Origin of the sequence: Pseudomonas sp. B10(2017), from assembly GCF_002113295.1 — a bacterium.
In the GTDB taxonomy this organism is placed as follows: domain Bacteria; phylum Pseudomonadota; class Gammaproteobacteria; order Pseudomonadales; family Pseudomonadaceae; genus Aquipseudomonas; species Aquipseudomonas pudica.
Genome location: NZ_NEJU01000011.1, coordinates 52,433 through 76,114 on the forward strand (window position 1 = coordinate 52,433; position 23,682 = coordinate 76,114).

Annotated in this window: 25 protein-coding genes; 6 read left to right on the forward strand and 19 right to left on the reverse strand. The window is 63.8% G+C overall.

Annotation, left to right across the window (positions count from 1 at the left end):
- The first annotated feature begins 34 nt into the window (after nucleotides 1-34).
- The 3 genes from dnaX to recR all read left to right on the forward strand — a co-directional run bounded on the left by dnaX (nucleotide 35) and on the right by recR (nucleotide 3,409).
- Nucleotides 35-2,113 carry a DNA polymerase III subunit gamma/tau gene (dnaX, locus tag CAF92_RS15010; RefSeq protein ID WP_085601247.1) on the forward strand — a complete coding sequence of 693 codons (2,079 nt, stop codon included), beginning with the start codon at nucleotides 35-37 and terminating at the stop codon, nucleotides 2,111-2,113.
- Between the two features lie 64 nt (nucleotides 2,114-2,177).
- Nucleotides 2,178-2,513, forward strand: a complete 336-nt coding sequence (locus CAF92_RS15015; protein WP_003259671.1) for a YbaB/EbfC family nucleoid-associated protein — start codon at nucleotides 2,178-2,180, stop codon at nucleotides 2,511-2,513.
- 293 nt (nucleotides 2,514-2,806) lie between these two features.
- The gene (gene recR, locus CAF92_RS15025; protein ID WP_003259670.1) at nucleotides 2,807-3,409 is read left to right on the forward strand and encodes a recombination mediator RecR; all 603 of its coding nucleotides are present in this window, start codon (nucleotides 2,807-2,809) and stop codon (nucleotides 3,407-3,409) included.
- Nucleotides 3,410-3,450: 41 nt separating this feature from the next.
- Here the strand turns inward: recR and CAF92_RS15030 are convergent, their stop codons facing one another.
- From CAF92_RS15030 to ccoN (CAF92_RS15110), 16 genes are all read right to left on the reverse strand, one after another.
- Entirely contained in the window at nucleotides 3,451-3,999 is a 549-nt protein-coding gene (locus tag CAF92_RS15030) for an adenine phosphoribosyltransferase (RefSeq protein ID WP_009683910.1), read from the reverse strand.
- Between the two features lie 55 nt (nucleotides 4,000-4,054).
- Nucleotides 4,055-4,789: a Crp/Fnr family transcriptional regulator FnrA gene (gene fnrA / locus CAF92_RS15035; RefSeq protein WP_015271145.1), complete on the reverse strand. Its 735-nt coding sequence runs from the start codon at nucleotides 4,787-4,789 to the stop codon at nucleotides 4,055-4,057.
- 185 nt (nucleotides 4,790-4,974) lie between these two features.
- Entirely contained in the window at nucleotides 4,975-6,357 is a 1,383-nt protein-coding gene (hemN, locus tag CAF92_RS15040; protein ID WP_025340016.1) for an oxygen-independent coproporphyrinogen III oxidase, read from the reverse strand.
- 186 nt (nucleotides 6,358-6,543) lie between these two features.
- On the reverse strand, nucleotides 6,544-7,227 hold the full coding sequence (locus CAF92_RS15045) for a sulfite exporter TauE/SafE family protein (protein ID WP_046615052.1): 684 nt from the start codon (nucleotides 7,225-7,227) through the stop codon (nucleotides 6,544-6,546).
- On the reverse strand, nucleotides 7,220-7,429 hold the full coding sequence (gene ccoS / locus CAF92_RS15050; RefSeq protein ID WP_046615053.1) for a cbb3-type cytochrome oxidase assembly protein CcoS: 210 nt from the start codon (nucleotides 7,427-7,429) through the stop codon (nucleotides 7,220-7,222). Before ccoS ends, CAF92_RS15045 begins: the two co-directional genes overlap by 8 nt.
- The gene (locus tag CAF92_RS15055; protein WP_085601248.1) at nucleotides 7,408-9,882 is read right to left on the reverse strand and encodes a heavy metal translocating P-type ATPase; all 2,475 of its coding nucleotides are present in this window, start codon (nucleotides 9,880-9,882) and stop codon (nucleotides 7,408-7,410) included. The genes ccoS and CAF92_RS15055 overlap by 22 nt, the downstream gene beginning before the upstream one ends.
- 149 nt (nucleotides 9,883-10,031) lie before the next feature.
- Nucleotides 10,032-10,556, reverse strand: a complete 525-nt coding sequence (locus CAF92_RS15060; protein ID WP_046615055.1) for a FixH family protein — start codon at nucleotides 10,554-10,556, stop codon at nucleotides 10,032-10,034.
- A gap of 15 nt (nucleotides 10,557-10,571) precedes the next feature.
- Complete coding sequence (gene ccoG / locus CAF92_RS15065; protein WP_046615056.1) at nucleotides 10,572-11,987, reverse strand: cytochrome c oxidase accessory protein CcoG; 1,416 nt, start codon at nucleotides 11,985-11,987, stop codon at nucleotides 10,572-10,574.
- A gap of 260 nt (nucleotides 11,988-12,247) precedes the next feature.
- Complete coding sequence (gene ccoP, locus CAF92_RS15070) at nucleotides 12,248-13,225, reverse strand: cytochrome-c oxidase, cbb3-type subunit III (protein WP_046615057.1); 978 nt, start codon at nucleotides 13,223-13,225, stop codon at nucleotides 12,248-12,250.
- Complete coding sequence (locus CAF92_RS15075) at nucleotides 13,222-13,413, reverse strand: CcoQ/FixQ family Cbb3-type cytochrome c oxidase assembly chaperone (RefSeq protein ID WP_003259925.1); 192 nt, start codon at nucleotides 13,411-13,413, stop codon at nucleotides 13,222-13,224. Before CAF92_RS15075 ends, ccoP (CAF92_RS15070) begins: the two co-directional genes overlap by 4 nt.
- Before the next feature lie 5 nt (nucleotides 13,414-13,418).
- Nucleotides 13,419-14,027: a cytochrome-c oxidase, cbb3-type subunit II gene (gene ccoO, locus CAF92_RS15080; RefSeq protein ID WP_023381407.1), complete on the reverse strand. Its 609-nt coding sequence runs from the start codon at nucleotides 14,025-14,027 to the stop codon at nucleotides 13,419-13,421.
- Nucleotides 14,027-15,469, reverse strand: a complete 1,443-nt coding sequence (gene ccoN / locus CAF92_RS15085; RefSeq protein WP_015271137.1) for a cytochrome-c oxidase, cbb3-type subunit I — start codon at nucleotides 15,467-15,469, stop codon at nucleotides 14,027-14,029. Before ccoN (CAF92_RS15085) ends, ccoO (CAF92_RS15080) begins: the two co-directional genes overlap by 1 nt.
- A gap of 443 nt (nucleotides 15,470-15,912) precedes the next feature.
- Nucleotides 15,913-16,854 carry a cytochrome-c oxidase, cbb3-type subunit III gene (ccoP, locus tag CAF92_RS15095; protein WP_085601249.1) on the reverse strand — a complete coding sequence of 314 codons (942 nt, stop codon included), beginning with the start codon at nucleotides 16,852-16,854 and terminating at the stop codon, nucleotides 15,913-15,915.
- Nucleotides 16,851-17,045, reverse strand: a complete 195-nt coding sequence (locus CAF92_RS15100) for a cbb3-type cytochrome c oxidase subunit 3 (RefSeq protein ID WP_023661030.1) — start codon at nucleotides 17,043-17,045, stop codon at nucleotides 16,851-16,853. The genes ccoP (CAF92_RS15095) and CAF92_RS15100 overlap by 4 nt, the downstream gene beginning before the upstream one ends.
- A gap of 5 nt (nucleotides 17,046-17,050) precedes the next feature.
- Nucleotides 17,051-17,659: a cytochrome-c oxidase, cbb3-type subunit II gene (ccoO, locus tag CAF92_RS15105; RefSeq protein ID WP_013973492.1), complete on the reverse strand. Its 609-nt coding sequence runs from the start codon at nucleotides 17,657-17,659 to the stop codon at nucleotides 17,051-17,053.
- Nucleotides 17,660-17,672: 13 nt separating this feature from the next.
- Nucleotides 17,673-19,097 carry a cytochrome-c oxidase, cbb3-type subunit I gene (ccoN, locus tag CAF92_RS15110; RefSeq protein WP_013973491.1) on the reverse strand — a complete coding sequence of 475 codons (1,425 nt, stop codon included), beginning with the start codon at nucleotides 19,095-19,097 and terminating at the stop codon, nucleotides 17,673-17,675.
- Nucleotides 19,098-19,147: 50 nt separating this feature from the next.
- On the opposite strand from ccoN (CAF92_RS15110), the gene CAF92_RS15115 reads away from it, so the two are divergent.
- Nucleotides 19,148-19,840 carry an alpha/beta family hydrolase gene (locus CAF92_RS15115; protein ID WP_085601250.1) on the forward strand — a complete coding sequence of 231 codons (693 nt, stop codon included), beginning with the start codon at nucleotides 19,148-19,150 and terminating at the stop codon, nucleotides 19,838-19,840.
- Between the two features lie 111 nt (nucleotides 19,841-19,951).
- Here the strand turns inward: CAF92_RS15115 and CAF92_RS15120 are convergent, their stop codons facing one another.
- Both CAF92_RS15120 and CAF92_RS15125 read right to left on the reverse strand, forming a co-directional pair.
- Nucleotides 19,952-20,236, reverse strand: coding sequence for a pyrimidine/purine nucleoside phosphorylase (locus tag CAF92_RS15120; RefSeq protein ID WP_043203870.1), 285 nt, complete (start codon nucleotides 20,234-20,236; stop codon nucleotides 19,952-19,954).
- 75 nt (nucleotides 20,237-20,311) lie between these two features.
- A complete protein-coding gene (locus CAF92_RS15125) occupies nucleotides 20,312-20,863 on the reverse strand; it encodes an exonuclease domain-containing protein (RefSeq protein WP_046615061.1) in 552 nt (183 codons plus the stop codon).
- A 172-nt stretch (nucleotides 20,864-21,035) separates the two neighbouring features.
- Here CAF92_RS15125 and CAF92_RS15130 point away from each other — a divergent pair, with 172 nt between their 5' ends.
- Nucleotides 21,036-21,836 (forward strand): ABC transporter substrate-binding protein, encoded by an 801-nt coding sequence (locus tag CAF92_RS15130; RefSeq protein ID WP_046615062.1) that lies wholly within the window; start codon nucleotides 21,036-21,038, stop codon nucleotides 21,834-21,836.
- A gap of 63 nt (nucleotides 21,837-21,899) precedes the next feature.
- A complete protein-coding gene (locus CAF92_RS15135; RefSeq protein ID WP_085601251.1) occupies nucleotides 21,900-22,913 on the forward strand; it encodes a GNAT family N-acetyltransferase in 1,014 nt (337 codons plus the stop codon).
- A gap of 53 nt (nucleotides 22,914-22,966) precedes the next feature.
- Here CAF92_RS15135 and CAF92_RS15140 read toward each other — a convergent pair whose 3' ends face one another.
- On the reverse strand, nucleotides 22,967-23,497 hold the full coding sequence (locus CAF92_RS15140; RefSeq protein ID WP_046615064.1) for an RNA polymerase factor sigma-70: 531 nt from the start codon (nucleotides 23,495-23,497) through the stop codon (nucleotides 22,967-22,969).
- Nucleotides 23,498-23,682 lie beyond the last annotated feature (185 nt).

Genomic DNA, 23,682 nt, shown 5'->3' on the forward strand with positions numbered 1-23,682 from the left:
ATCTTCCGCTCGATCAGGCTACGATGGTTTTTCGATGAGTTATCAGGTTCTTGCACGTAAATGGCGTCCGCGCTCGTTCCGCGAAATGGTCGGCCAGACCCATGTGCTCAAGGCCTTGATCAATGCCTTGGACAACCAGCGCCTGCACCACGCCTATCTGTTCACCGGTACCCGGGGCGTGGGCAAGACCACCATTGCCCGTATCATCGCCAAGTGCCTGAACTGCGAAACCGGCATCACCTCCACGCCCTGCGGCACCTGTTCGGTATGCCGGGAGATCGACGAAGGCCGTTTCGTCGACCTGATCGAGATCGACGCCGCCAGCCGCACCAAGGTCGAGGACACCCGCGAACTGCTCGATAACGTGCAGTACGCCCCGAGCCGTGGGCGCTTCAAGGTCTACCTGATCGACGAAGTGCACATGCTCTCGACCCACTCGTTCAACGCCTTGCTCAAGACGCTGGAAGAGCCGCCGCCCTACGTCAAGTTCATCCTCGCCACCACCGACCCGCAGAAACTGCCGGCCACCATCCTGTCACGCTGCCTGCAGTTCTCGCTGAAGAACATGAGCCCGGAGCGGGTGGTCGAGCACCTCAGCCATGTTCTGTCCGCCGAAAACGTGCCATTCGAGCCGGATGCCCTGTGGCTGCTGGGGCGCGCGGCCGATGGTTCGATGCGCGACGCCATGAGCCTGACTGACCAGGCCATCGCCTTTGGCGAAGGCAAGGTGCTGGCCGCCGATGTGCGGGCCATGCTCGGCAGCCTCGATCATGGTCAGGTCTACGGGGTGCTGCAGGCGTTGCTCGAAGGCGATGCCCGGGCCTTGCTCGAGGCCGTGCGCAACCTGGCCGAGCAGGGGCCGGACTGGGCTGGCGTGCTGGCCGAGATGCTCAATGTGCTGCACCGCGTGGCCATTGCCCAGGCGCTGCCGGAGGCGGTGGACAACGGCCAGGGCGACCGCGAGCGGGTGCTGGCGCTGGCCTCGGCATTGCCAGCCGAGGACGTGCAGTTCTATTACCAGATGGGCCTGATCGGCCGCCGTGACCTGCCCTTGGCGCCGGACCCGCGCGGTGGTTTCGAAATGGTCCTGCTGCGCATGCTGGCGTTCCGCCCGGCCGACACCGACGACGCGCCGAAACCGGTACTAAAGCCAGTGGGGATCAGCCAGGCCACAGCTGATCCTGCAACACCGGTGGCAGCGCCGGCGGTTGCCGTGGCGCCGCCGGCCACTGCTGTCGTGGAGCCTGTTGCACCGGTTGCCGCGCAACAAGTGCAGGCGCCCGCAGCGGTCGAGCCAGCGCCGCAGCCGGTTGTCGAGCCAGTGGTGGCGGCTGCACTTGCACCGGTCACCGAACCAGAACCAGAGCCAGATCCCGTGGCAGAGGTGGTTGACCTGCCGTGGGAAGAGCCCGCGCCAGCGCCTGCACCGGTAGTGGCCAAACCTGCGCCGGTTCCTGCTCCAGCTCCGCCCGCTGCACCCACGCCGGCACCTGCCGCCCCGGCACACGACGACGAGCCGCCCTTCGACCCGTCCGCCTATGCCGCCGTGGGCATGGACCGCGACGATGAACCGCCCCTGGACGAAGACTATTACGGCGGCGAAAGCGACCCGGTCGGCTTCAGCTACCTGGACGAACTGGCCGAACACGTCCAGGAAGAAGCACCCAAGCCGGCAGCCGAACCGCTGCCCGCAGCCAAGCCGGCTACCGGCCTGGCCCTGCAATGGCTGGAATTATTCCCACAGTTGCCTGTGTCCGGTATGACAGGCAACATCGCGGCGAACTGTACGTTGATTGCAGCCGATGGTGACGACTGGCTGCTGCACCTGGACCCTGGCCAGGGTGCGCTGTTCAACGCCACCCAGCAGCGGCGCCTTAACGAAGCGCTCAACCAGCACCTGGGGCGCACGCTGAACCTGCGCATCGAACTGATCCTGCCCGAGCAGGAAACCCCGGCCCAGGCAGCGGCGCGCAAACGCGCCGAGCGCCAGCAGGACGCAGTCACCTCGATCGAGCAGGATCCGTTGATCCAGCAGATGATCAAGTTGTTCGGCGCCAAGGTGCGGCAGGATACTATTGAGCCTGTAGAAGCCCTGGTTGACCAGGGCCAGTAACGGATAACCATGCGGCCGGCCCGGTGCCGGGCCGCATCACATGACCCAATCGAGGTATACCCCCATGATGAAAGGTGGCATGGCCGGCCTGATGAAGCAGGCCCAGCAGATGCAGGAAAAGATGCAGAAGATGCAGGAAGAGCTGGCCAACGCCGAAGTCACCGGCCAGTCCGGTGGTGGCCTGGTTAGCGTGGTGATGACCGGTCGTCACGACGTCAAGCGTGTCAGCATCGACCAGAGCCTGATGTCGACTGATGAAGACGACAAGGAAGTGCTGGAAGACCTGATCGCCGCCGCGCTGAACGACGCCGTGCGCAAGGTCGAGCAGAACAGCCAGGACAAGATGGGCAGCATGACCGCCGGCATGCAGCTGCCGCCGGGCTTCAAGATGCCGTTCTAAGGGCATTTGCGTTACCGAAAACCGCCGCTGATGACAGCGGCGGTTTTTTTTACAGAGATTTCAACCCAGGCGCGGTCTGTTTTTTGTGGGAGCGGCCTTGTGTCGCGAAAGGGCTGCGCAGCAGCCCCGGCAATTCACGCTGCGAAGCTGAAATCCCGGGGCCGCTTCGCGCCCCTTTCGCGACACAAGGCCGCTCCCACAAAAAAGCGGACCGCGCAGGTCGCATGGCTGATTTGACGCCACTGCCCCCGCTGGGTATAAACCGCCTCTTATTTGTTTGTCAGGCCTTTCCCATGAGCTTCAGCCCTCTCATCCGCCAACTGATCGATGCCCTGCGTATTCTGCCGGGTGTCGGCCAGAAAACCGCCCAGCGCATGGCCCTGCAACTGCTCGAACGTGACCGCAGCGGCGGCCTGCGCCTGGCCCAGGCCTTGACCCAGGCCATGGAGGGGGTTGGGCATTGCCGTCAGTGCCGCACCCTGACCGAGCAGGAGCTGTGCCCGCAATGCGCCGACACGCGCCGTGACGATACCCAGTTGTGTGTGGTCGAAGGGCCGACCGATGTGTATGCAGTGGAGCAGACCGGCTATCGTGGCCGCTACTTCGTGCTCAAGGGCCACTTGTCGCCGCTGGACGGGCTGGGGCCGGAGGCGATCGGGATTCCGCAGCTGATGGCGCGGATCGAGGAGCAGGGCACCTTCACCGAGGTGATCCTGGCGACCAACCCGACGGTGGAAGGGGAGGCGACGGCGCATTACATTGCCCAGTTGCTGAGCGAGAAGGGCCTGGTGGCGTCGCGGATTGCCCATGGCGTGCCGCTGGGTGGCGAGCTGGAGCTGGTGGATGGTGGGACCTTGGCCCATGCGTTTGCGGGGCGTCGGCCGATTTCGCTCTGATCGAGAATTGGTGGGGCTGCAAAGCAGCCCCAAAACCCAACTCAATATTCGCTGAGCGAAAACTCGGTCAGGCAGAAAGTCGGTACCCCGGCCGCCTGCAGTCGGCGCGATCCGTCCAGCTCCGGCAGATCGATGATCGCCGCCGCCTCGAACACCTGCGCACCGGTCCGGCGCACCAGGTTGGCCGCTGCCAGCAGCGTACCGCCAGTAGCAATCAGGTCATCGAAGATCAACACCGAATCCCCTTCGCACAGGCTGTCGGCATGCACTTCCAGGAAGGCTTCGCCGTACTCGGTCTGGTAACCCTCGCTCAGCACGTCAGCCGGCAGCTTGCCCTGCTTGCGGAACAGGATCAGGGGCTTGTTCAGCTGGTGGGCGATGATCGAGCCGATCAGGAAGCCTCGGGCGTCCATGGCGCCGATGTGGCTGAACTCGGCTTCGACATAGCGTTCGATGAACTGGTCGGCCACATAGCGCAGCCCGCGCGGCGACTGGAACAGCGGGGTGATATCGCGGAAGATCACGCCCGGTTTGGGGAAGTCCACTACCGGGCGGATCAGGGCTTTGAGGTCGAAGGCGTCGCTGTGCATTGTTGCGGGTATCCTGGGAAAACGAATGCCCAAGTATACCCGCTAAACGCCGGCCTCAGGCCTCCATTGCGCCACCGGCCAGCGCGCACAGCTGGATCGGGTCGAGAATGTGCACTTCCTTGCCTTCGGCACGGATCAGGCCATTCTGCTGGAAGCGGGTGAACACCCGCGACACGGTTTCCACTGCCAGGCCCAGGTAGTTGCCGATTTCGTTGCGCGACATGCTCAGGCGGAACTGGTTGGCCGAATAGCCGCGGGCGCGGAAGCGTGCCGACAGGTTGACCAGGAAGGTGGCAATGCGCTCGTCAGCGGTCTTTTTCGACAGCAGCAGCATCATCTGCTGATCGTCGCGGATTTCCCGGCTCATTACCCGCATCAGCTGGCGGCGTAGCTGCGGCAGCTGCACCGACAGCTCGTCGAGGCGTTCGAACGGGATTTCACACACCGAAGTCGTCTCCTGGGCCTGGGCCGAAACCGGGTAGGCTTCGGTGTCCATGCCCGACAGGCCGACCAGCTCACTGGGCAGGTGGAAGCCGGTGATCTGCTCTTCGCCGCTGTCGCTGAGGCTGAAGGTTTTCAGCGCGCCGGAACGTACCGCGTAGACCGAGCCGAAATTGTCGCCCTGGCGGAACAGGAACTCGCCTTTTTTCAACGGCCGCCCACGCTTGACGATTTCATCCAGTGCATCCATGTCTTCCAGGTTGAGCGACAGAGGCAGGCACAGGGGGGCCAGGCTGCAGTCCTTGCAATGGGCCTGGTTGTGTGGGCGCAGTTTGACTGGCTCGGACATTTTCATTCGATCCTTGTGGGAAAGCACACATAAGACGTAAGGGTAACTCACGGCGTAGGTTGTAGGCCAGCGTGCGCTGTTGTGGTGCGACCTGGCCAGGCCCCGGCGGGTGTACGCCGGGGCCTTCGCTGTGCCCATGGTGTGCCTGGCAAGGAACTTTGTCCATGCGGTTGAACGACTCGGTTTCAGATCACCCGCGAGAAGCGCTGGCGGTTGTGCATCGCCAGGTAGGCGTCGAACACCATGCACACCGAGCGCGCCAGCAGGCGGCCGGCCGGCAGGATGCGGATGCCTTTGTCGTCCAGGCGGATCAGCCCGTCGCGCTGCAAGGTCAGCAGTTCTGGCCAGAGGTCGTTGAAGTAGCCGCGAAAATCGATGGTGAAGGCCTGTTCGATCGGCTCGAAATCCAGCTCGAAATGGCAGATCAGTTGCTGGATCACTGCCCGGCGGATGCGGTCGTCGTGGTTGCACAGCAGGCCGCGCTGGGTGGCCAGCTGGGCGTTCGACAGGCTGTCCTGATAGGTGTTTAGGTCGCTGCTGTTCTGGCAGTACAGGTCGCCGATCTGGCTGATGGCCGACACGCCCAGACCGATCAGGTCGCAGTGCCCATGGGTGGTGTAGCCCTGGAAGTTGCGCTGCAGGGTGCCTTCTTCCTGGGCGATGGCCAGCTCGTCGTCGGGCAGGGCGAAGTGATCCATGCCGATGTAACGGTAGCCGGCAGCGGTCAGCTGGTCGATGGTGGCGTGCAGCATCTCCAGCTTGGCGGCCGCGCTGGGCAGGTCATTGCTGTCGATGCGCCGTTGCGGCATGAAGCGCTCGGGCAGGTGCGCGTAATTGAACACCGAGAGGCGGTCGGGTTGCAGGCGGATCACTTCTTCGACGGTGCGGGCAAAGCCTTCCGGGGTTTGTTTGGGCAGGCCGTAGATCAGGTCGAGGTTGATCGAGCGGAACTGCAGGGTGCGTGCGGCTTCGATCAGGGTGCGGGTTTGCTCGAGGCTCTGCAGGCGGTTGACTGCGCGCTGCACGGCCGGGTCGAGGTCCTGCACGCCCAGGCTGACGCGGTTGAAGCCCAGTTCGCGGAGCAGGCCCATGGTCGACCAGTCGGCTTCGCGCGGGTCGATCTCGATGCCATAGTCGCCGGAGTCGTCGTCCAGCAGGTGGAAGTGCTGGCGCAGGGTGGCCATCAGCTGGCGCAGTTCCACATGGCTGAGGAAGGTTGGCGTGCCGCCGCCAAAATGCAGCTGTTCGACACGCTGTTTAGGATCAAGGTGGCAGGCGATCAGCTGGATTTCCTGCTCCAGGCGCTGCAGGTAGGGCGCGGCGCGGCCGCGGTCCTTGGTGATCACCTTGTTGCAGGCGCAGTAGTAGCAGATGTTGGCGCAGAACGGCACATGCACGTACAGCGACAGCGGGCGCGCGGCCCGACGGCTTTCGCGCAGGGCGTGGAGCAGGTCGAACGAGCCCACTTCGCTGTGCAGTTGCACGGCGGTCGGGTAAGAGGTGTAGCGTGGTCCGGCCAAGTCGTAGCGGCGGATCAGGTCGGTATCCCAACGAAGGTCGTCGAGCATGAGGGCGGTCCCCGGAAAGAGCAGCAGTGCCCCGGAGTCTATGGCCGTCTGTAGGAATCTGTGTTGATTTGTATCAAGGGCATTGGGGCTGCTCTGCAGCCCTTCGCGGGCTTGCCCGCTCCCATAGGGGTACACATGATCCTGTAGGAGCGGGCATGCCCGCGAAGGGTCGCAAAGCGGCCCCCCTCAATGCCCCATCAACCAGTGCTGATGCGGCCCCGGCATGGTCCAGATACCAAACAGCATCACCAGCACCCCGCCAGCCACCCGCACACTGCGTCTTTTCAACAAAATGTTTACCCGCTCCGCGGCTAATCCGGTAGCCAGCAATACCGGCCAGGTCCCCACGCCGAACGCCAGCATCAGCGCCGCGCTGTACCCGGCATTGCCTTGGCTGGCCGCCCACAGCAAGGTGCTGTACACCAACCCGCACGGCAACCACCCCCACAAGGCCCCCAGCAACAACGCCCGCGGCACGCTGGACACTGGCAGCAAGCGCGACGCCACTGGCTGGATATGCCGCCACAGCCCCCGGCCCAGCGCCTCGATGCGGGTCAGCCCGCTCCACCAGCCGGCCAGGTACAACCCCATGGCGATCAAAAGCAGCGCCGCCACCACCCGCAATGCCAGCGCCGCCGGGCTGCTGGCCACGGCCCAGCCGGCCAGGCCCAGCAGCAGGCCGGCACAGGCATAACTGAGAATGCGCCCAAGGTTGTACGCCAGCAGCAGGCGCAAGCGCCGGCCACGTTGTTCGGGCGGTATGGCAAGGGTCAGCGCACCCATCAGGCCGCCGCACATGCCCAGGCAGTGGCCGCCACCGAGCAGACCGAGAATCAACGCCGAGCCCAGCAGGGGCAGCAGGTCAGGCACGGGGTGGGGGTTCCTTGTCGGTGTCGGCCTCGTCAGGCTTAACCGCCGCCTGGTGGCGCGGGTCCTGGTCGTCGAACAGGATGCTGTGTGCAGGGCTTTCCAGGTCGTCGTACTGGCCGCTGTCCACCGCCCAGAAGAAGATGTACACGGCCACGCCGACCAGCAGCAGGGCTGCGGGGATCATGACATAGAGTGCGGGCATGACGACTTCCTCCCGGGCAAGGGCGCTTCGTTCGCTGGCAGGCCCGATGCCAGGGGCAGGCGGGTCAGGCGCAGGGCGTTGAGTACCACGATCAGTGAACTGACCGACATGCCGATGGCTGCCCAAACCGGGGTGATCCAGCCAAGCGCGGCGAACGGTAACATCAGGCTATTATACAAGGTCGCCCACAGCAGGTTCTCGAGGATGTTGCGGCGGGTGCGGCGGGCCAGCTCGAAGGCCTGTACCAGCGCTTGCAGGCGGTTGGACAGCAGCACGGCGTCGGCGCTGGTCTTGGCCAGGTCGGTGGCGCTGCCCATGGCGATGCTGATGTCGGCGGCGGCCAGTACCGGCACGTCGTTGACCCCGTCACCCAGCATCAGCACCTTGCGCCCGGCCGCCTGCAGCGCCTTCAGCCGGTCCAGTTTGTCGTCCGGACGCAGGCCGCCGATGGCCTGGTCGATGCCTAGCTGCGCGGCCACTTCGGCAACCATCGGCGAGTTGTCGCCCGACAGCAGTAGCGTGCGCCAGCCACGGGCCTTGCAGGCCGCCAGCAGGGCAGGGGCATCGTCGCGCAGGCGGTCGTCCAGGCCGAACCAGGCCAGTGGGCCCAGGCGGTCGCCCAGCAGCAGCCACTGGCCGCGCGGCTCTGGCACGGCGGGGATTTCCGCGCCGCTCAGGGCGCAGACGAAGGTGGCCTGGCCAATGCGCAGGCGCTGGCCTTCGACCAGCCCTTCCAGGCCCAGGCCCGGTACGCTCTGCACGTCTTCAGCAGGCGTTGCGGTGCGGCCGAAGGCGCGGGCGATGGGGTGTTCGGAGCGGTTCTCCAGCGCCGCGGCCAGGGCCAGACAGCGGTCGGCGGGCAGGCTGCCGAGCGGGCGAATGCTGCGCAAGGTCAGGCGGCCCTCGGTCAGCGTGCCGGTCTTGTCGAAAATCACCGTGTCGATCTGGTTCAGGCCTTCCAGCACATGGCCACGGGTCACCAGCAGGCCGAGCTTGTGCAAGGTGCCGGTGGCCGCAGTAAGCGCGGTTGGCGTTGCCAGGGACAGTGCGCAGGGGCAGGTCGCTACCAGCATTGCCAGCACGATCCAGAACGCCCGCGCCGGGTCCAGGTGCCACCACCACAGGCCGATGGCCGCGGCGGCCAGCAGCGAGAACAGCAAGAACCACTGCGAGGCCCGGTCGGCGATTTCGGCCAGGCGAGGTTTTTCGGTCTGGGCGCGTTCCAGCAGGCGGACGATGGCTGACAACCGCGAGTCGTGGCCGAGGGCTTCGACTTCCACGTTCAGGGTGCTTTCGACGTTCAGGGTACCGCCGGTGACCCGCTCGCCGACCCGCCGTGGTTGCGGCAGGTATTCACCGGTCAGCAACGATTCATCGACGCTGGAGCGGCCTTCGACGATGCGCCCGTCGGCGGGGATTACCGCACCTGGCAGCACCTGCACCGTGTCACCGCACTGCAGTTCGCTGAGCAGGATACGCTCGCTGCGGCCGGCGGCGTCCAGGCGCAGGCACGAGGCCGGCAGCAGGTTGACCAGTTGCGCAGTGGCCGCAGCGGTACGTTCGCGGGCGCGGCGCTCCAGGTATCGGCCGGTGAGCAGGAACAGCGCGAACATGCCCACGGTGTCGAAATACAGCTCGCCGCTGCCGGTGATGGCGGTCCAGATGCCGGCGCCGAAGGCCAGGCCAATGGCCAGCGACACCGAAACGTCCATGGTCAGGTGGCGGGTACGCAGGTCGCGTGCCGCGCCCTTGAAGAACGGTGCGCAGCTGTAGAACACGATGGGGATGGTGAGGAACAGCGCCACCCAGCGCAGGATGGTGTGCAGTTCGGGCGACAGGTCGATATTGAATTCCGGCCAGGTGGCCATGGTTGCCATCATCGCCTGGAACCACAGCAGCCCGGCCACGCCCAGGCGGCGCAGGGCGCTGCGGTTCTCGCTGGCCAGCCGCTCGGCGGCCTGATCGGGCTGATAAGGGTGGGCGGCGTAGCCGATCTGGCGCAGCTCGGCGAGCAGGCGCGAGAGCGGCAGTTGCTTGTCGTGCCAGTTCAGCAGCAGGCGGTGGTTGGACAGGTTCAGGCGCGCCTCGGCGACGCCGGGCAGGTTGCGCAGGTGCTTTTCGATCAGCCAGCCGCAGGCGGCGCAGCTGATGCCTTCGACCAGCAGGGTGGTTTCGGCCAGGTCGCCAGCATGGCGGACGAAGGTTTGCTGTACGTCGCTGCGGTCGTAGAGGGCCAGTTCGTCCTGTAGCTGCCTGGGCAGGGCCTCGGGGTTGGCGCTTTTGTCGCTGCGGTGCTGGTAGTAGTGCTCCAGGCCCCCGGCGACGATCGACTCGGCTACCGCCTGGCAGCCGGGGCAGCAGAACTGCCGGGGCTGGCCGAGGACCACGGCGGTGAAGCGGCTGCCGGCGGGGACGGGCAGGGCGCAGTGATAGCAGGGGGTGGGCTGGGTCATCACATCATTTGCCTTACACAAATCGGCTGGTTGGGCACGGTGCCTGTGGGAGCGGGTTTACCCGCGAACGCGTCAGATCCGGCGATGATGTTTTCAGGCCTGACGCCTTCGCGGGTAAACCCGCTCCCACAAGAAGCGGCGGAGGTGCGTTATTGGTGCTCGGCCCCCTGGAGCGCTTCATCACCCAGCTGCAAGGTCACACCATGCTCCACCTTTTCCTCCTCGAACAGGCGCCAAACCTGGCCACCTTCGCTACCCAGCAGCTCGACGAAGCGCCGCCCGTCAACCTTGTCCTCCAGCTGCCCCACATAGCGCCCAGCCTCGACCCGGCTCAGCAGCACCTTGCGGTCTTTCTCCGGCTGGGTTGGCGAGATCAGGTTCAGCTCCAGGCTCTGCGGGTCGCTGTCGCCGGCCAGGCGCACATCCACTTCGCCGGTCAGTTCGTCCAGGTGCACGCCGGCCTTCAGGCCCAGCGTCTGCGCCAGCAGTTCCCGGTCCAGCGAGCGGTTGATGCCCTTGCCAGCCTCGTAGTAGTTGTCGTTCACCAGGTTGTCCGGGTTGTGCACGGCGATGCTGACCATGGTCAGGCTCAGGCACACCGAGGTGGCGAGGATGCCGATGATGATCCAGGGCCAGAGGTGCTTGTACCAGGGGCTGGCGGCGGTGGCAGGCATTGTGGGTTATCTCTCTCAGCGGATCTGTGGGCCGATGAAGCGGCTCTTGGCTTCAACCTGGGCGTCGCTGTCATCGGCGCTCTTGAGGATGAAGGTGATTTCGTTGGTGGTCGACGGCAGTTTCTCGGGCGCGATCGACAGTTGCACCGGCAGGCTGACGATGTCACCAGCGTCCACGCGGATTTCGCGCTGGCCTTCAAGCTTCAGGTCCGGCAGGCCGGTGGCGTCCAGCACGTAGACGTGGTCACGCTGGTCCTTGTTCATCACCTTCAGGCTGTACACGTTCTCGATTCGGCCCTGGGCGTTCTCGCGGTACAGCACGCGGTCCTTGCTCACATCGAAACCGACCAGCGAGCGGGTGGCAAAAGCGGTGGCCAAGCCGACCATCATCACCAGCAGTACCACGGCATAGCCGATCAGGCGCGGGCGCAGCAGGTGGGTCTTCTGCCCGGAAAGGTTGTGTTCGGTGGTGTAGCTGATCAGCCCCCTGGGGTAGTTCATCTTGTCCATGATGTTGTCGCAGGCGTCGATGCACGCAGCGCAGCCGATGCACTCGATCTGGAGGCCGTCACGGATGTCGATGCCGGTGGGGCAGACCTGCACGCACATGGTGCAGTCGATGCAGTCGCCCAGGCCCGCGGCCTTGTAGTCCAGGTCCTTTTTGCGCGGGCCGCGGGTTTCGCCACGGCGCGGGTCGTAGGAAACGATCAGCGTGTCCTTGTCGAACATCACGCTCTGGAAGCGCGCGTAGGGGCACATGTACACGCACACCTGCTCGCGCAGCCAGCCGGCGTTGCCGTAGGTGGCGAGCGTGAAGAAGCCGACCCAGAAGTAGGCCCAGCCGTCGGCCTGGCCGGTAAAGAATTCGGTGGCCAGTTCACGGATCGGCGAGAAGTAGCCGACGAAGGTCATGCCGGTGACGAAACCGATCAGCAGCCACAGGCTGTGCTTGGCGAACTTGCGCAGGAACTTGTTGCCGCTCATGGGGGCCTTGTCGAGCTTCATGCGCTGGTTGCGGTCGCCTTCGGTGACCTTTTCGCACCACATGAAAATCCAGGTCCACACGCTTTGCGGGCAGGTGTAGCCGCACCACACCCGGCCGGCGAACACGGTGATGAAGAACAGGCCGAATGCGGCCACGATGAGAATGCCCGAAAGCAGGATGAAGTCTTGCGGCCAGATGGTAGCGCCGAAGATGTAGAACTTGCGCTCGGGCAGGTTCCACCACACGGCCTGGTGGCCGCCCCAGTTCAACCACACGGTGCCGAAGTACAACAAAAACAACACAGCCCCACCGACCATGCGCAGGCGTCGGAACAGGCCGGTGAAGGCACGGGTGTAGATCTTTTCCCGGGAGGCGTAGAGGTCGACGGAATCCTTCCCTTTGTTGGCAGGCGGGGTCACATCATGTACCGGAATTTGCTTGCTCATCATCAAGTCCCACGGCAGTGGAGAAACGCCGCAGCCAGTGCGTGCCGGCCGCAGTCTCGCGCAATCTGCTAGCGCTCTGCGGCCCATGATACGCCGCTGATGGCAGTATGGGGCTGCACTGCGACCTTTAGTCGCGTTGGGTTCGTGGCACGAATCGTGTTATGGCGGGTGTCAATTGATCCAGGTCATGGAGCCTGCAACAAATGTGTTTTCAGTACCGGCCTCTTCGCGGGTTCACCCGCGAAGAGGCCGGGCCTGCCTTACTCGGCCTTGGCCGGTTCGGCCTGCTGCGACAGGCTGTAAACATACGCCGCCAGCAAGTGCACCTTGTCATTCCCCTGCAACTGCTCCTGGGCCGGCATCTGCCCCTGGCGACCGTAGCGGATGGTCTGCTGCAACTGGGCAAAGCTCGAACCGTAGATGAACGCCTGCGGATGGGTCAGGTTCGGCGCGCCCATGGCTGGCGTACCCTTGCCCTCTGGCCCGTGGCAGGCCACGCAGTTGGCGGCGAAGATCTTTTGCCCGTTCTCGGCATCGGCCTTCACGCCCTCTGGCAGGGTGCGGCCATCGAGCTTGCTGACCACGAATGCGGCCACATCGGCCACGCCCTGGTCACCGATCACTTCGGCCCAGGCCGGCATCACGCCGTGGCGACCGCCCATGATGGTGGTCTTGATGGTGTCTGGCTCGCCGCCCCAGCGCCAGTCGTTGTCGGTGAGGTTGGGGAAGCCGAAGGCACCCTTGGCGTCGGAGCCGTGGCACACCGAGCAGTTGGAAGCGAACAGCCGCGCGCCCATCTTCAGTGCCTGTGGGTCCTTGGCCACCTCGGTGATGGGCATGGCGGCGAACTTGGCGAAGATCGGCCCGAAGCGGGCGTCGGCCTTGGCCATTTCCTTTTCCCATTCGTGCACGCCGGTCCAGCCCGGCTGGCCGTTGGAAAACTCGGTCTGCTTGTCGTTATCCAGGTACGAGTAGCCCGGCAGGACGCCTTTCCAGTTGCCCAGGCCTGGGTACAGCACCAGGTAGCCGAGGGCGAAGACGATGGTGCCGACGAACAGCCAGAACCACCATTTCGGCAGCGGGTTGTCGTACTCCTCGATGCCATCGAAGGCATGCCCGACGGTTTCGTCGGTGACCTCTTCGCGCTGGCCCTTGCGGGTCGACAGCAGCAGCCAGGTCAACGAGAAGATGGTGCCCAGGGTCAGGACGGTAACGTACAGACTCCAGAAGGTTGTCATTGTTTTTTGCTCCCAGAAGCTTTTGCTTGCTCGACGTGCCGGCTGGCTTCGGGGTCATCCGCGAAGGGCAGTTGGGTCGCTTCGTCGAAGTCCTTCTTGCGCCGGGGGTTGAATACCCACAGCGCCAGGCCCACGAAGGCCACCATCACCACGACGGTGCCCAGGCCGCGAATCATCCCGATATCCATCAGCGTCACCGTTTGCTCTTGATGATGGTGCCAAGACCCTGCAGGTACGCGACGATGGCGTCCATTTCGGTCTTGCCCTTGACCGCGTCGCGGGCCCCGGCGATGTCGGCGTCGGTGTACGGCACGCCGAGGGTGCGCAGCACTTCCATCTTCTTCGCGGTGTCTTTGCCGTCGAGCTTGTTCTCGACCAGCCACGGGTACGACGGCATCTTCGATTCCGGTACGACGTTGCGCGGGTTGTACAGGTGCGCACGGTGCCAGTCATCGGAGTAGCGGCCACCGACCCGCGCCAGGTCCGGCCCGGTGCGCTTGGAACCCCACAGGAACGGGTGGTCCCACACGCTCTCGCCGGCCACCGAGTAATGGCCGTAGCGTTCGGTTTCGGCACGGAACGGGCGGATCATCTGCGAGTGGCAGCCCACGCAGCCTTCGCGGATGTAGATATCGCGGCCTTCAAGTTCCAGCGCGGTGCGCGGCTTCATGCCTTCCACGGGTTTGTTGGTGACGTCCTGGAAAAACAGCGGGACGATCTGGGTCAGGCCACCGACGCTCACGGCGATGACCATGAAGAAGGCCAGCAGGCCTATGTTCTTCTCGACGGCTTCATGCTTCATCAGTGCGCTCCCACTACGACGATCTTGGCGGCTTCCTCGGCCTGTGCCGGGTTGGCGGCACGTACGGTACGGAACACGTTGTAGGCCATCAGCAGCATGCCGGTGGCGAAGAACGCACCGCCCAGGGCGCGGACGATATAGCCAGGATGGCTGGCCTGCAGGGCTTCGACGAAGGAGTAGGTGAGGGTGCCGTCATCGTTGATGGCGCGCCACATCAGGCCCTGGGTGATGCCGTTTACCCACATCGAGGCGATGTACAGCACGGTACCGATGGTAGCCAGCCAGAAGTGCGCGTTGATCAGGCCTACGCTGTGCATCTGCTCGCGGCCATACAGGCGCGGGATCATGTGGTACACGGCGCCGATCGAGATCATCGCCACCCAGCCGAGGGCGCCGGCGTGGACGTGGCCGATGGTCCAGTCGGTGTAGTGAGACAGCGAGTTCACGGTCTTGATGGCCATCATCGGGCCTTCGAAGGTGGACATGCCGTAGAACGCCAGCGATACCACCAGGAAGCGCAGGATCGGGTCGGTGCGCAGTTTGTGCCAGGCACCGGACAGGGTCATCATGCCGTTGATCATGCCGCCCCAGCTTGGCGCCAGCAGGATGATCGACATCACCATGCCCAGCGACTGTGCCCAGTCAGGCAGGGCAGTGTAGTGCAGGTGGTGCGGGCCGGCCCAGATGTACAGGGTGATCAGCGCCCAGAAGTGCACGATCGACAGGCGATACGAGTAGATCGGGCGTTCGGCCTGCTTGGGTACGAAGTAGTACATCATCCCCAGAAAACCGGTGGTGAGGAAGAAGCCCACGGCGTTGTGGCCGTACCACCACTGAATCATAGCGTCGGTGGCGCCGGAGTAGGCCGAGTACGACTTGAACAGGCTTACCGGCAGCGATATGTGGTTGACGATGTGCAGCATCGCCGTAACCACGATGAAGGCGCCGTAGAACCAGTTGCCGACATAGATGTGCTTGGTCTTGCGCTTGACGATGGTGCCGAAGAACACCAGCCCGTAGGTGACCCAGACGATGGCCAGCAGGATCGCCAGCGGCCACTCGAGCTCGGCGTATTCCTTGGTGGTGGTATAGCCCATCGGCAGGGTGATCAGCGCCCCGACGATCACCGCCTGCCAACCCCAGAAGGTGAAGGCGGCCATGCTGTCGGAAATCAGCCGGGTCTGGCAGGTGCGTTGCACCACGTAGTAGCTGGTGCCGAACAGCGCACAGCCCCCGAAGGCGAAGATCACCAGGTTGGTGTGCAGCGGGCGCAGGCGGCCGAAGCTGGTCCAGGGCAGGTCCAGGTTCAGTTGCGGCCATACCAGCTGCGAGGCGATGAAGACGCCGAGGCCCATGCCAAGGATCCCCCAGACCACCGTCATGATGGCGAACTGGCGGACGACCTTATAGTTATAAGCAGTCGGACTGATTGCTGTGCTCATTGCTAAGGTTCCACGGTTTTGATGTTCTTGTTGGTCGAAAAATCGGCGCCAGTATTGATAACCACCGAGGTTACCGCAACGCAACTTTGGTACGCCGACCCGTGCCCGAGCCCGTTCACTGATGTCCCGCAGTAATCGGGTCTTGGCGATTGTACACAAATAAATATTTGTTATGTGTACCGTTTTTCGCCTTTTTCTGATCGATCGGTCAAGCTTTTTATCGGGACGGCGACAGGCTGCGCGCCGCGTCTGCTTCGGTCCTTTCGGAGCGAAGCCCACTGAGGCAACAAGCTTAGTTCTGTTCGGAGGGGGTGCAAGGAGGGGTAGAGCGGGGAGAGGGGCTGCTTTGCAGCCCTTCGCGGGCTTGCCCGCTCCCACAGGTTCACCACAATACTTGAAATCTGTGGTTAACCTGTGGGAGCGGGCGAGCCCGCGAATGGGTGTTACTTGGCAGTCAGGTCTGGCGAAGCTTGATCCTGCGACAGGCTATACACGTACGCCGCCAGCAGGTGCACCTTGTCGTTGCCCTGGATCTCCGCCTGCGCCGGCATCTGACCCTGGCGACCATAGCGAATGGTCTGCTGCAGCTGGGCAAAGCTCGAACCGTAGATGAACGCCTGCGGGTGGGTCAGGTCTGGCGCGCCCATGGCCGGGGTGCCCTTGCCTTCAGGCCCGTGGCAGGCCACGCAATTGCCGGCGAAGATTTCCTTGCCCTTGGCGGCGTCGGCCTTGACCCCTTCCGGCAGCGGGCGGCCATCGAGGTTGGTGAGCACGAACGCGGCCACATCCGCTACACCCTGCTCGCCGATCACTTCGGCCCAGGCTGGCATCACGCCGTGACGACCGTTCATGATCGACGCCTTGATGGTTTCCGCCTCGCCGCCCCAGCGCCAGTCCTTGTCGGTGAGGTTGGGGAAGCCATAGGCACCCTTGGCATCCGAGCCATGGCACACCGAGCAGTTGGAGGCGAACAGGCGGCTGCCCATTTTCAGCGCCTGCGGATCTTTGGCCACTTCTTCCACGGGCATGGCGGCGTACTTGGCAAAGATCGGGCCGAATCTTGCGTCAGCCTTCTCCATCTCCTTCTGCCATTCGTTGGCGCCGGTCCAGCCATTTTCATAGCCCGGCAGGATGCCCTTCCAGTTGCCCAGGCCCGGGTAGAGGATAAGGTAGCCGACCGAGAACACCAGGGTGCCGACGAACAGCCAGAACCACCACTTGGGCAGCGGGTTGTCGTATTCCTCGATGCCGTCGAAGCTGTGGCCCATGGTCTGGTCGGTGGTGTTGCTGCTCTGGCCCTTGCGGGTGGCGAGCAGCAGCCAGGTCAGGCCAATCAGGCTACCGATGGTCAGTACGCAGATGTACGTACTCCAGAAGGTGGTCATTGCCCGTTACTCCTTTTTGCAGCAGGTTCCTGTCCGGCAGAGGGCAGGCGGTCGTCGACGAAGGGCAGCAGGCGCGCTTCGGCGAAATCACGGTCGCGGCGGCGATTGAATACCCACAGGGTGAGGCCGATGAAGGCGATCATCACCACAAGGGTGCCCAGGCCGCGAATCATGCCGATGTCCATTCCCATCGCATTCACCTCTTGTTCTTGATCGCGGTGCCGAGCACCTGCAGGTAGGCGACCAAGGCGTCCATTTCGGTCTTGCCCTTGACCGCGTCGCGGGCGCCGGCGATGTCATCGTCGGTGTACGGCACGCCCAAGGTGCGCAGGGTGCGCATCTTGGTGTCGGTATGGCTGTTGTCGACCTGCTGGGCGACCAGCCATGGGTACGACGGCATCTTCGACTCCGGTACCACGTTGCGCGGGTTGTACAGGTGCGCACGGTGCCAGTCGTCCGAGTAGCGGCCACCGACCCGGGCCAGGTCCGGCCCGGTGCGCTTGGAGCCCCACAGGAACGGGTGGTCCCATACGCTTTCACCTGCCACCGAGTAGTGGCCATAGCGCTCGGTTTCGGCACGGAACGGGCGGATCATCTGCGAATGGCAGCCCACGCAGCCTTCGCGGATGTAGATATCGCGGCCTTCCAGTTGCAGCGCGGTGTAGGGCTTCATGCCCTCCACCGGCTTGTTGGTGACGTCCTGGAAGAACAGCGGGACGATCTGGGTCAGGCCGCCGATACTGACGGCAAATACCATCAGCAGGGCCAGCAGGCCGACGTTTTTCTCGATGACTTCATGTTTCATCAGGCAGGTCTCCTCAAGCCAGCTGGGCGTTCGCAGGGGCGACATCGAGCGCCGGCGAACGCACGGTGCGCCAGGTGTTCCAGGCCATCAGGAACATGCCGCTGAGGAAGATCGCACCGCCGACGAAGCGCACGATGAAGCCTGGGTGGCTGGCCACCAGGGTTTCCACGAATGAGTAAGTGAGCGTGCCGTCGCTGTTGACCGCGCGCCACATCAGGCCCTGGGCGATGCCATTGACCCACATCGAGGCGATGTAAAGCACGGTGCCGATGGTGGCCAGCCAGAAGTGGGCGTTGATCAGGCCGATGCTGTACATGCGCTCCTTGCCGAACACTTTCGGGATGGTGTGGTACAACGCACCAATCGAAATCATCGCCACCCAGCCGAGGGCGCCGGCGTGCACGTGGCCGATGGTCCAGTCGGTGTAGTGGGACAGGGCGTTGACCGTCTTGATGGCCATCATCGGGCCTTCGAAGGTGGACATTCCGTAGAACGCCAGTGACACCACCAGGAAGCGCAGGATCGGGTCGCTGCGCAGTTTGTGCCAGGCGCCGGACAGGGTCATCATGCCGTTGATCATGCCGCCCCAGCTTGGTGCCAGCAGGATCAGCGACATCACCATGCCCAGCGACTGCGCCCAGTCGGGCAGCGCGGTGTAGTGCAGGTGGTGCGGGCCGGCCCAGATGTACAGGGTGATCAGCGCCCAGAAGTGCACGATCGACAGGCGATAGGAATACACCGGGCGTTCGGCCTGCTTGGGCACGTAGTAGTACATCATCCCCAGGAAGCCCGCGGTCAGGAAGAAGCCCACGGCGTTGTGGCCGTACCACCACTGCACCATGGCATCGGTGGCGCCGGCATAGACCGAGTAGGACTTGGTCAGGCTGACCGGCAGTTCCAGGTTGTTGACGACGTGCAGCATCGCCACGGTGAGGATGAAGCCGCCGAAGAACCAGTTACCGACGTAGATGTGCTTGGTGTTGCGCTTCATCAGCGTGCCGAAGAACACGATGGCGTAGCTCACCCAGACGATGGTGATAAGGATGTCGATCGGCCATTCCAGTTCGGCGTATTCCTTGGAGCTGGTGTAGCCCAGCGGCAGGCTGATGGCCGCCAGCAGGATCACCAGTTGCCAGCCCCAGAAGGTGAACGCGGCCAGGCCCGGTGCGAACAGGGTGGTCTGGCAGGTGCGTTGCACCGAATAATAGGAGGTGGCGAACAGCGCACAGCCGCCGAAGGCGAAGATCACCGCATTGGTATGCAGGGGGCGCAGGCGGCCGAAGCTGGTCCAGGGGAGGTCGAAGTTGAGGGAAGGCCAGGCGAGCTGGGCGGCGATGAAGACGCCGAGCCCCATCCCGACGATTCCCCACACCACCGTCATGATGGCGAATTGGCGGACCACCTTGTAGTTATAGGCGGTACTGCTGGTTGTGTTCATGTATGGGTTCCCATCCACGGTTATTTGGCAGGCTTTACAGCGAGGCAAGCATGATTAATGGGCAATGTGCCGGTATTGACGGGGATCAATGGGCGAAGGTCGGAAATGTCCCAGGCTTGCGCTGCAATCCCCCGCACGCTCGGGGCAAGGACGGCTACAGGGGCTGCCTGATCCTGGCGCATGGCGCAGGTGCGCCGATGGACAGCGGGTTCATGGACGAAATGGCGCAAAGGCTTGCGGCGCTTGGGGTGGCGGTAGTGCGCTTCGAATTCCCGTACATGGCCGAACGCAGGGTTACCGGCGGCAAGCGGCCGCCGAACCCGCAGAAGGTATTGCTGGAATGCTGGCGCGAGGTGTACCGGCAGGTGCGACCTTTGGTCGCGGGCAAGCTGGCGGTGGGTGGCAAGTCCATGGGCGGGCGCATGGCCAGCCTGCTGGCCGATGAGCTGGGGGCGGATGGATTGGTGTGCCTGGGCTATCCGTTCTATGCGGTGGGCAAGCCGGAGAAGCCACGGATCGAGCACCTGGCCGAATTGAAGACGCCGACGTTGATCGTGCAGGGTGAGCGAGATGCGCTGGGTAACCGCGAGGCGGTGGCAGGGTATGCGTTATCGCCGGCGATCGAAGTGAGCTGGCTGTTGGCAGGGGACCATGACCTGAAGCCGCTGAAGGCCTCGGGGTTCAGCCATGAGCAGCATTTGCAGGCGGCGGCTGAGAAGGTTGCAGCTTTCCTAAAAGACTAGTGCTGGATTCTTCGCGGGCTTGCCCGCTCCCACAGGTACTGCCAGGCCCGCAGCTTGTAGTGAACCTGTAGGAGCGGGCATGCCCGCGAAGAGGCCGGTACAGGCTACCGCTTAGTCACGGTACTCGCACAGGTAGGCAGTATCCACCGCCACCTTCAGCTGGAACTTGCTGTCGGCGGCCACATTGAACTTGTCACCGGCCTTGAAGGTTTCCCAGTTGTCGCTACCTGGCAGCTTCACGGTCAGCGCACCCGAAACCACGTGCATGATCTCGCGCTTGGCAGTGCCGAACTCGTATTCGCCCGGGGCCATCACGCCGACAGTGGCCGGGCCTTCTTCGCCCGCGAATGCGATCGACTTGACGGTGCCGTTGAAGTACTCGTTGACCTGGAACATGGGCGACTCCTGAAAAGGGGGGAGGAAAAAAGGGCTGGCCAGTATGCCCAAGGCCACGGGCCCCGTCATCTGCTTTCAGGTAGCGTCCACCGGCAGGCTCAACGGCAGCAGCCGCGCAGTATTGCGCGCATCTTCCAGGGCCCGGTGCTGCTGCCCGCAAAAGTGCATGCCGGCCAGCTGCAGTGCACCATTGAGCCCGGCAGGGCGCTGCAGGTGGCGGGCCTTGGCGAAGCGTTGCTTGAGGTTGATGTGCGGCAGGGTCCGCAGCATGCTGTCCAGCCCATGCTGCTGCCACTCCTGGTGCAACTGCTGGCGGTCGTAGTCGCCCCAGCTGACCCAGGCCTGAAGCTGCCCGCGGTGGTGCCCGAGCCAGTGCTCGAAGCTTGCCCACACCTCGCGGAACGGCGCGGCACTGTCCACGCTGGCCTGGCTGATGTGGGTCAGTTCACGGCAGAATGGGGTCAGCTGCGGCCGCCGCCGGGGCTTCACGAAGCGCTGGAAGTGGTCGACCTCGCGGCCGTCGCGGGTAACCAGGCTTGCGCCGATTTCAATGACTTCCATCTCTGTGACCGGCCACCCACCATCGTCGGTGGTGGCTTCCAGGTCGATCACCAACCAGTGGCCCATATCAGGCTCCCTTGCAGATCCTGCTAGAGCGTAGCCAAACTCAGGGCATCCGGCACCCCCTGGCAATTTGCCCGCAGCTTTGGCGCAAAGGGCCATTAACCGGCAGTTGTGCCCGGCCCCGAAAACGCCTAGCTTAGGCGAACCCAGGCATGAACCGTGATGAGTGTCCGTCTTGACTCCAGCGCCCGGCCTCAAGGCCTTGTCTTCCCTGATGCTGCTGGCCGTGTTCTGGCTGGCGGTGCCGGCATGGGCGGCAAGTACTGTTGAAGTGAAGATTGGCGCGGCGCATTTTCCGCCCTACACCGTGCGCCCGGAGCAGGGTGCCGACACCGGTCTTCTGCCGCAGTTGGTCGACGCGCTCAACCGCGCGCAGCAGCACTACCGTTTCGTTCTGGTACCCACGTCCATTCAGCGGCGTTTCGGCGACTTCCAGCAAGGCCGTACCGACATGGCCATTTTCGAGAACCCGCAATGGGGCTGGCAGCAGATTCCCCACAAGACCGTGGACATGGGCCTGGAAGATGCCGAGGTGTTCGTCGCTCGCCAAGCCAATGGCGGTGACCCGCATTACTTCGACGACCTGAACGGCAAGCGCCTGGCGTTGTTCAATGGTTATCACTATGCGTTCGCCGGCTTCAACTCCGACCCTGAATACCTGCGCACCGCCTACAACGCGACCCTGACCTACTCCCACGACAGCAACCTGCTGATGGTACAGGCAGGGCGCGCCGACATCGCCCTGGTCACGCGTTCCTACCTCAGCGATTTCCTGGCACGCAACCCGGCCAGCCGGGAGCGGTTGGTGCCCTCGCAACGCATTGACCAGGTCTACCATCACTACGCCTTGTTGCGCCCGGGGGCGCCCATCGGCGAGCAGTCGTTCGCGGCGCTGCTGCGGGCCCTGCGCGACAGTGGCGAGCTGGCGCGCATCTTCGAGCCCTACCGCATCACGGTGGCGGCCCCACGCGAGTAAATTCCCGTGGTGCGGCAACGTTCACAGCAGTGAGCCTTTTCTTCATTGCCGTGAGTAAAGCCCATGCCGTTCGATAACGCTTTGCAGCCCCGGTCAGCGCCACGCTGGCGCAGCCTCAGTGCCGAGGAGGGCGACAGCTGGCTGAGCCTTTCCCTCGAAGGCCGCCCGCTGATCCAGTTGCGCCTGGAGGTGGGCGCTTCCCTGCATGTTCACCTGGAGCGGCTGTGCCCCGAGCGCCCCTATCAGGCCTTGTGGGCCGCCTGTTATTGGCTGCTGGCCCGCGACGCCGCCTGCCAGCGCCTGGCCTGGTACCTGCCCGAGGCGTTGCCCCAGGCATTGACCAGTGGCTTGCTGCTGGCCGGCGAGCAGCCTGGCCAATACCTGTGCGAGCGGGCGCTGTTCTGGCAGTTGCCGCAGCCATGGCTGGGTGAATCAGCCAGCTTGGCTTACCCGCAGCAGATGCAGATCAGCAACGGCAAGCGCCACCCACGCCGCGCGCCCAAGCCTCGTGGCGAGGTGTACCGGCGCTTCGATACGCGCCTGGGCAGCTGGGTATCGCTGCGTACCTTGGAAATCGAGCATGACCTGGAGCGCTTCAACCGCTGGCAGAACAACCCACGGGTGGAGGCGTTCTGGCAGGAGGCTGGCACCCTGGCGCAGCACCGCGAATACCTGGGCAAGCTCGAGGCCGACCCGCATGCCCTGACGCTGATCGGCTGCTTCGATGACCAGCCGTTTGCCTACTTTGAAGCGTATTGGGCCAAGGAAGACCGCATTGCGCCGTTCTACCCGGCCGATGACTACGACCGTGGCATCCACATGCTGGTAGGGGAAGAGAGCCACCGCGGGCCGCACAAGGTGGCCAGCTGGTTATCGGCGCTGGTGCACTACCTGTTCCTGGATGACCCGCGCACCCAGCGGGTGGTGGCCGAACCGCGTGCCGACAACGGCAAGATGATCGGCTACATGCACGACCAGTGCTTCCATTGCGACAAGGAATTCGACTTCCCGCACAAGCGCGCGGCGTTGATGATTCTGGGGCGGGAGCGGTTTTTCGATCGCTGCAAACTGGCTTGATATCGAGGTGGCTTCTTCGCGGGCGCGCCCGCGAAGAAGCAGACTCGGCCTGATCAGGCCTGCCGACTGGCCGTCTTGCGGCAATGCACCAGCGCATCGCGGATCATGAAGTTGACCAGTGTCGGCGACACTCCCAGCTCCTTGGCAATGTCCTTCTGCGGCACGCCATGCAGGCGGTACATCTCGAAGGCATAGCGGGTGCGCTGGGGCAGTTCGTTCAGCGCCTTGGCAATGTCATCCAGCGCGGCAAGGTTGATGTGGGTGGCTTCGGGGGAGGCGTTTTGCACAACCACGTTCAGGCCTTCCTCCTCGCTGCCGGAGTACTTCAACTCCATCGCCTGCTTGCGATAGTGGTCGATGGCCAGGTTGCGCACGATCTGGAACAGATAGCTCAGCTGCGCCTTGAACGACGAGGTGATCTGCGGGGCGGCGCTGAGCCGGAAAAAGGCGTCCTGCACCACATCTTCGGCGCGCGACCGGCAGCCGGTGATGCGGGCAGCGATCTTGACCAGGATGCTGCGGTTGTCGACGAAGGCCTGCAGTAATGGTGAATCGCACTTACTTGTGGATAGTTGTTCCGCCATGGAAATCACCTTGTCACAGAGGGGAAAGGACGCACCCAAATTTGGGAAGCTTCCTACGACGGGCGACAAGCTATTCAGAATGATAATGATTGTCAAATGCGAAATGTAATTGGTTTCATGTGATTTCAGTTCTAAGGCGTGAGGGTGGCTGGGTGCATGTCAGGGCGTTTTCATCGCCTGGGAGA

Coding starts and splice junctions, on each gene's coding strand:
- dnaX (WP_085601247.1), top strand. CDS start 35: ATGAGTTATCAGGTTCTTGCACGTAAATGGCGTCCGCGCTCGTTCCGC.
- CAF92_RS15015 (WP_003259671.1), top strand. CDS start 2,178: ATGATGAAAGGTGGCATGGCCGGCCTGATGAAGCAGGCCCAGCAGATG.
- recR (WP_003259670.1), top strand. CDS start 2,807: ATGAGCTTCAGCCCTCTCATCCGCCAACTGATCGATGCCCTGCGTATT.
- CAF92_RS15030 (WP_009683910.1), bottom strand. CDS start 3,999: ATGCACAGCGACGCCTTCGACCTCAAAGCCCTGATCCGCCCGGTAGTG.
- fnrA (WP_015271145.1), bottom strand. CDS start 4,789: ATGTCCGAGCCAGTCAAACTGCGCCCACACAACCAGGCCCATTGCAAG.
- hemN (WP_025340016.1), bottom strand. CDS start 6,357: ATGCTCGACGACCTTCGTTGGGATACCGACCTGATCCGCCGCTACGAC.
- ccoS (WP_046615053.1), bottom strand. CDS start 7,429: ATGCCCGCACTCTATGTCATGATCCCCGCAGCCCTGCTGCTGGTCGGC.
- CAF92_RS15055 (WP_085601248.1), bottom strand. CDS start 9,882: ATGACCCAGCCCACCCCCTGCTATCACTGCGCCCTGCCCGTCCCCGCC.
- CAF92_RS15060 (WP_046615055.1), bottom strand. CDS start 10,556: ATGCCTGCCACCGCCGCCAGCCCCTGGTACAAGCACCTCTGGCCCTGG.
- ccoG (WP_046615056.1), bottom strand. CDS start 11,987: ATGAGCAAGCAAATTCCGGTACATGATGTGACCCCGCCTGCCAACAAA.
- ccoP (WP_046615057.1), bottom strand. CDS start 13,225: ATGACAACCTTCTGGAGTCTGTACGTTACCGTCCTGACCCTGGGCACC.
- CAF92_RS15075 (WP_003259925.1), bottom strand. CDS start 13,413: ATGGATATCGGGATGATTCGCGGCCTGGGCACCGTCGTGGTGATGGTG.
- ccoO (WP_023381407.1), bottom strand. CDS start 14,027: ATGAAGCATGAAGCCGTCGAGAAGAACATAGGCCTGCTGGCCTTCTTC.
- ccoN (WP_015271137.1), bottom strand. CDS start 15,469: ATGAGCACAGCAATCAGTCCGACTGCTTATAACTATAAGGTCGTCCGC.
- ccoP (WP_085601249.1), bottom strand. CDS start 16,854: ATGACCACCTTCTGGAGTACGTACATCTGCGTACTGACCATCGGTAGC.
- CAF92_RS15100 (WP_023661030.1), bottom strand. CDS start 17,045: ATGGGAATGGACATCGGCATGATTCGCGGCCTGGGCACCCTTGTGGTG.
- ccoO (WP_013973492.1), bottom strand. CDS start 17,659: ATGAAACATGAAGTCATCGAGAAAAACGTCGGCCTGCTGGCCCTGCTG.
- ccoN (WP_013973491.1), bottom strand. CDS start 19,097: ATGAACACAACCAGCAGTACCGCCTATAACTACAAGGTGGTCCGCCAA.
- CAF92_RS15115 (WP_085601250.1), top strand. CDS start 19,148: ATGATTAATGGGCAATGTGCCGGTATTGACGGGGATCAATGGGCGAAG.
- CAF92_RS15120 (WP_043203870.1), bottom strand. CDS start 20,236: ATGTTCCAGGTCAACGAGTACTTCAACGGCACCGTCAAGTCGATCGCA.
- CAF92_RS15125 (WP_046615061.1), bottom strand. CDS start 20,863: ATGGGCCACTGGTTGGTGATCGACCTGGAAGCCACCACCGACGATGGT.
- CAF92_RS15135 (WP_085601251.1), top strand. CDS start 21,900: ATGCCGTTCGATAACGCTTTGCAGCCCCGGTCAGCGCCACGCTGGCGC.
- CAF92_RS15140 (WP_046615064.1), bottom strand. CDS start 23,497: ATGGCGGAACAACTATCCACAAGTAAGTGCGATTCACCATTACTGCAG.